General features: G+C 30.7%; 5 protein-coding genes. All 5 read right to left on the reverse strand.

Annotation, left to right across the window (positions count from 1 at the left end):
- Positions 1-254 precede the first annotated feature (254 nt).
- The 5 genes from I4U58_RS12485 to I4U58_RS12505 all read right to left on the reverse strand — a co-directional run bounded on the left by I4U58_RS12485 (position 255) and on the right by I4U58_RS12505 (position 4,825).
- Positions 255-1,310, reverse strand: coding sequence for a spermidine/putrescine ABC transporter substrate-binding protein (locus I4U58_RS12485; protein ID WP_195931672.1), 1,056 nt, complete (start codon positions 1,308-1,310; stop codon positions 255-257).
- Between the two features lie 69 nt (positions 1,311-1,379).
- The gene (locus tag I4U58_RS12490; RefSeq protein WP_195931674.1) at positions 1,380-2,162 is read right to left on the reverse strand and encodes an ABC transporter permease; all 783 of its coding nucleotides are present in this window, start codon (positions 2,160-2,162) and stop codon (positions 1,380-1,382) included.
- Positions 2,156-3,001 carry an ABC transporter permease gene (locus I4U58_RS12495; protein ID WP_195931673.1) on the reverse strand — a complete coding sequence of 282 codons (846 nt, stop codon included), beginning with the start codon at positions 2,999-3,001 and terminating at the stop codon, positions 2,156-2,158. Before I4U58_RS12495 ends, I4U58_RS12490 begins: the two co-directional genes overlap by 7 nt.
- Before the next feature lie 52 nt (positions 3,002-3,053).
- A complete protein-coding gene (gene potA, locus I4U58_RS12500) occupies positions 3,054-4,130 on the reverse strand; it encodes a spermidine/putrescine ABC transporter ATP-binding protein (RefSeq protein WP_195931675.1) in 1,077 nt (358 codons plus the stop codon).
- 155 nt (positions 4,131-4,285) lie between these two features.
- Positions 4,286-4,825 (reverse strand): XRE family transcriptional regulator, encoded by a 540-nt coding sequence (locus I4U58_RS12505; protein WP_007286148.1) that lies wholly within the window; start codon positions 4,823-4,825, stop codon positions 4,286-4,288.
- Between the last annotated feature and the right edge of the window lie 323 nt (positions 4,826-5,148).

Here is a 5,148-nt window from a genome sequence, read left to right on the forward strand (position 1 = left end):
AATAAAATATAAAAAATTTATAATAATATAAGAAGTTTTCTTAGAGATAATATATAATTATATTCATTTCATAATTTAATAATAAAAATATCCCTATCACAAAGTCGTTAAATAGAATTACAATAATACAAAACTATATCATATAACTTAACAACATCTGCCCCTCCTCTAATTACATTATCAAAAAAAGGAGTGCCTAAAATAGACACATTTATCTATTTTAGGCACTCCTTTTTATTATCTTATTTTTATTTCTAATTTGTCTTAATTTCTGTCCAGGCATCGTCATATAATTTCATCACGTTTTCTGGAAGATTTAAGAACACTTCTGTTTTATTTAATACTTTTTCGCTTGGGTATGCGACTGGAGAATTTTTCGTTTCTTCGTCTAACATGTCGTATACTCCTTGGTTCGGCGTAGAGTACTCTATGTAGTCTACGTTTTGTTTTGCTACTTCTGGGTCTAGCATAAAGTTTATAAATGCTTCTGCATAGTCTTTGTTTTCGGCAGTTTTAGGTATGCACATTGCATCTACCCATTTGTTTGTTCCTTCTTCAGGTATTGCATATGCTAAGTCTGGGTTTTCGTCCATCATAACTAGTGCATCTCCTGAATAAACTATTCCTATATCAGCATCTCCAGCTACTATTCTATCTTTTCCGTCATCATTTACGTATGCTTGAACTACTGATAATTCTTTTATTAATTCATCTTTTGCTTTGTTTATTTCATCTGGGTTATGGGTATTCATAGAATATCCTAGTCTTTTTAAAGAAATCCCCATTGTGTCTCTTACTGAGTCTAGTAGTAGGATATTTCCTGTATATTTTTTGTTCCATAATATATCCCAGCTTTTTGTGTCTTCTTTGTCTACTACTTTAGTGTTGTAGATTATACCGAAAGTCCCCCATAAATAAGGTACGCTGTATTCATCATTTGGATCGTAGCTTGGATGTTTAAAGCTATCCATTATTTGTGAGTAATTTGGTATATTTTTGTAATCTATTTTTTGTAGCATGTTCTCTTCTATTAATTTATCTACCATATAATCTGATGGGAAGATTAAATCGTATTTTGAAGAACCACTTTTTAATTTTTGGTACATTGCTTCATTAGTGTCGTATGTTTCGTAAACTATTTCTATTCCTGTTTGTTCAGTAAATTTAGCAAGTAAATCTTGATCTATATAATCCCCAACATTGTATATGTTTAGAACTTGACTAGATTTTTTAGAACTACCACAACCAGTCAACATACTAGCTGTCATAGCAAATGTGCATATTAATGCAATTATTTTCTTTAACTTCATCTAGAAATCCTCCCTGTTTCACATATTTAATCTCATGTTGATTTAATTTATCTTTATAATGTATTTATATTAATTTTCTACTGTCTTTTTATTTCCAACAATATTTGAAGTTATTAGTAATGCTAAAACTACTATGAACATTAATGTTGAAAGAGCATTTATTTCAGGAGTTAAACCTCTTCTTGTCATTGAGTAGATTTCTATTGATAAGTTTGTTACTCCGTTTCCTGTTGTAAAGAAACTTATTACGAAATCATCTATAGACATTGTAAATGCCATAAGTGCTCCAGATATTATACCTGGTTTAAGTTGTGGTAATATTATTTTTCTAAGCGCATATGATGGTGTCGCTCCTAAGTCAAGGGCTGCATCTTCTATATTTGCAGGTAGCTGTGCTAACTTTGGTAACACAGATAATATTACATATGGTATATCAAATACTAAGTGAGATAAAAGCATTGTCCCCATGCCAAAGTTTACGTTTAAAAATACGAATAATGTCATAAGTGATACCCCAGTTACTATATCTGGGTTTAAAACTGGCAGATAATTTATATTAAGTAATAAATCTTTTCTTTTTTTGTTTCTCATCTTATGTATTCCTATCGCCGCCATTGTTCCGACGATAGTTGATATTATTGTTGCAGTTATTGCTACAAGTAATGTGTAGTAAAGTGCGCTTATTAGCCTTTCATTTTCGAATAAGGTGTGGTACCAATCTAATGTAAATCCATTCCAGACAGACATGGATTTTGAATCATTAAACGAGAAAATCGCTAAAGTCACTATTGGTAAGTATAAAAATACAAATACCAAAAATAAATATATGTTTGAAAAAATCTTCTTTATAATAGTAATCCACCGCCTTCCTTGTCATTTCCATTGCTGTATTTATTCATTATAGCCATTGAGATAAGTATTATAATCATCATAAATATTGATATTGCTGATCCAAAATGCCAATCTCCAACTGACATAAATTCTTGTTCAATTAAGTTACCTATTAAGTAGAATTGTCCTCCACCTAAAAGTTTTGATATTACGAATGTCGAAACAGCAGGCATAAACACCATTGTTACTCCTGATACTACACCAGGTAAACTAAGTGGGAATATTACCTTTGTAAAAACTTGGAAATTATTTGCTCCAAGGTCTCTCGCTGCATTTATTAAATCGTGGTCCATTTTTGATAAAACCGTATGAATTGGAAGTATCATAAATGGTAGGAAGTTATAAACCATACCTAATAAAACTGCTGTATCTGTATATAGTATATTTACTGGGCTAAGACCAATAAATTTAAGTAAAGTATTTATAAATCCATTTCTACCTAATATAGCCGACCAAGCGTAAGTTCTAAGAAGGAAGTTCATCCACATTGGTAATATACAAAGTAAAAGAAGTATTCCTCTTTTGCTTGGTTTCGCTTTTGAAATAATATAAGCTGTTGGATAACCAACTATTAAACATAAAACTGTAGATATAAGTGCTAAAACAAGTGATCTTCTGATAACTTTAAAATACATTGGATTGAAAAATTTTTCAAAATTCGCCGTTGTAAATACGTATCTTCCATCTACTTGCTGTGTAAAACTGAAGAAAACTATTAAAATTAAAGGTACTACTATAAAAAGTACACTCCAAATTACATAAGGAGTCGCTAATCTTGATTCAGATGCTTTTCTTTTCATTATTATCACTCACCTTTTAAAAATATTTATCAAATTAGTAGATGATAAATTATTATTGGCTTACCTTTCTCATGATATGTATATCTTCAGGGTATATATCCATTCCTAACATAGTACCTTCTTCAGCCATTTTTGTATTATGGATAAACCAAGTTCTTCCGTTTTCTTCTACAGCTATTTCATAGTGAACACCCTTAAACACAACAGATGTTACTAAACCTTTTAACATTCCTTCTTCAGGAGAAACCATCTTGATATCTTCTGGTCTAATTACAACTTCGATTTCTTCATTTTTCTCAAAACCGAAATCAACACATTCAAACTCTCTTCCACAGAACTGTACTCTGTAGTCATCAATCATAATTCCATCTACTATATTACTTTCACCGATAAATTTCGCAACAAATGCATTTTTCGGCTCATTATATATATCTTCAGGACTTCCCATTTGTTGAATTTTACCTTTATTCATAACAACAATCGTATCAGACATAGTAAGAGCTTCCTCTTGGTCATGAGTTACAAATATAAAAGTAATTCCTAATTTTTGTTGTATTTTCTTAAGCTCTCTTTGCATTTCTTGTCTTAATTTTAAGTCAAGCGCACCTAAAGGCTCATCTAAAAGTAATATTTTTGGCTCATTAACTAATGCTCTTGCAATAGCGATTCTTTGCTGTTGCCCACCACTTAAAGAATCAATCGAACGTTTTTCAAATCCTTCAAGCGCAACAAGTTTAAGCATCTCTTTTACCTTAACATCAATAGTCGCCTTATCCATTTTCTTTATTTTTAATCCAAACGCGATATTTTCATAAACATTCATATGAGGGAATAACGCATACTTTTGGAAAACAGTATTTACTTGTCTTTCATAAGGTGGGGTATCATTTACATTTACACCTTCGAACATAACCGCACCTTCATCAGCATGTTCAAAACCAGCTATTATCTTTAATGTAGTAGTTTTTCCACATCCTGAAGGTCCTAATAAAGTTAAAAATTCATTTTTCTTTATATCAAGATTAAGATTATCCAATACTAAAAGATCATCGTATTGCTTTGTTATGTTTTTTAATTCAATAATATTTTCTGACTGAGCTACATTTGACTTAGTCTCATCTAGCTTCATTTCTGAATTTGTATTATTCATAGATACACCTCTCTTCTCTTTTTTTGCACAATACTCATCATGCTTATAATTACTAACTTTTATTTTCAACGTAAATCCACGTCTATCTTTAATTTTTATTAAATTTTAATACTCAATACTTCCACTATCATTTTTTAGAAAGATGGTGGCGTACTTACCCATATTACCTTCGCAGTTGTCTTACCTGGGTTTGATATGTAATGATTCATTCTTGGCTTAAAATAAAAACTCTCGCCCTTCTTCACTTTATTGACCCTATCGCCTAAATGAAGAAGAATATTCCCAGCCACAACATAACCAAACTCCTCACCTTCATGAGGCTTCTCTTCTTTATATTGCCCTCCTGGATATAAAGTTATTATAATCGGCTCCATCATATTCTTTTGTGAATTCGGAATTAACCATTTTAAATGGTATTTCAACTCCTCATCCTCAGTCTCAAACATATCTTCCTTCTTAAAAGTAATTCTCTCCGGATCAATTTCATTAAAGAACTCTCTTAAATTAGTTCCTAAAATTTCTAAAATATCAATCAAAGTCGCTATCGATGGTGATGTAAGGTTGTTTTCAAGCTGCGATATGAACCCTTTAGAAAGTTCGCACCTATTAGCAAGCTCTTCTTGGGTCAACTGTTTTTCCATACGCATACTCTTTATCTTACTCCCAATATCCATACCTAGGCCTCCCATTATTATAATTTTTATTTAAATAAATCTTATTAAAAGTAAACTTTTTTCTTATATTGTTAAACTCGTTTTGTATTTTTCTAAACTCAAAGTTTAAAATTACTAAACTCACCATTGATATTATATAGCAAACATAACCAAAATTCAATGTTTTTATCAAAAAACCTAAAATTTATATAAAACCGATTAATCGTTCAAATTTCAATATTTATTGCCCATTTTCTTTCCAAATCAATTCATAACGTCATATGGTAATTCTGCCACCATATCAACATAATTATTTGCTGGTCTAATTGCCCTAAAAGGTTTTA

This window comes from Clostridium sp. 1001270J_160509_D11, assembly GCF_015667935.1.
Taxonomy (GTDB): domain Bacteria; phylum Bacillota; class Clostridia; order Peptostreptococcales; family Peptostreptococcaceae; genus Intestinibacter.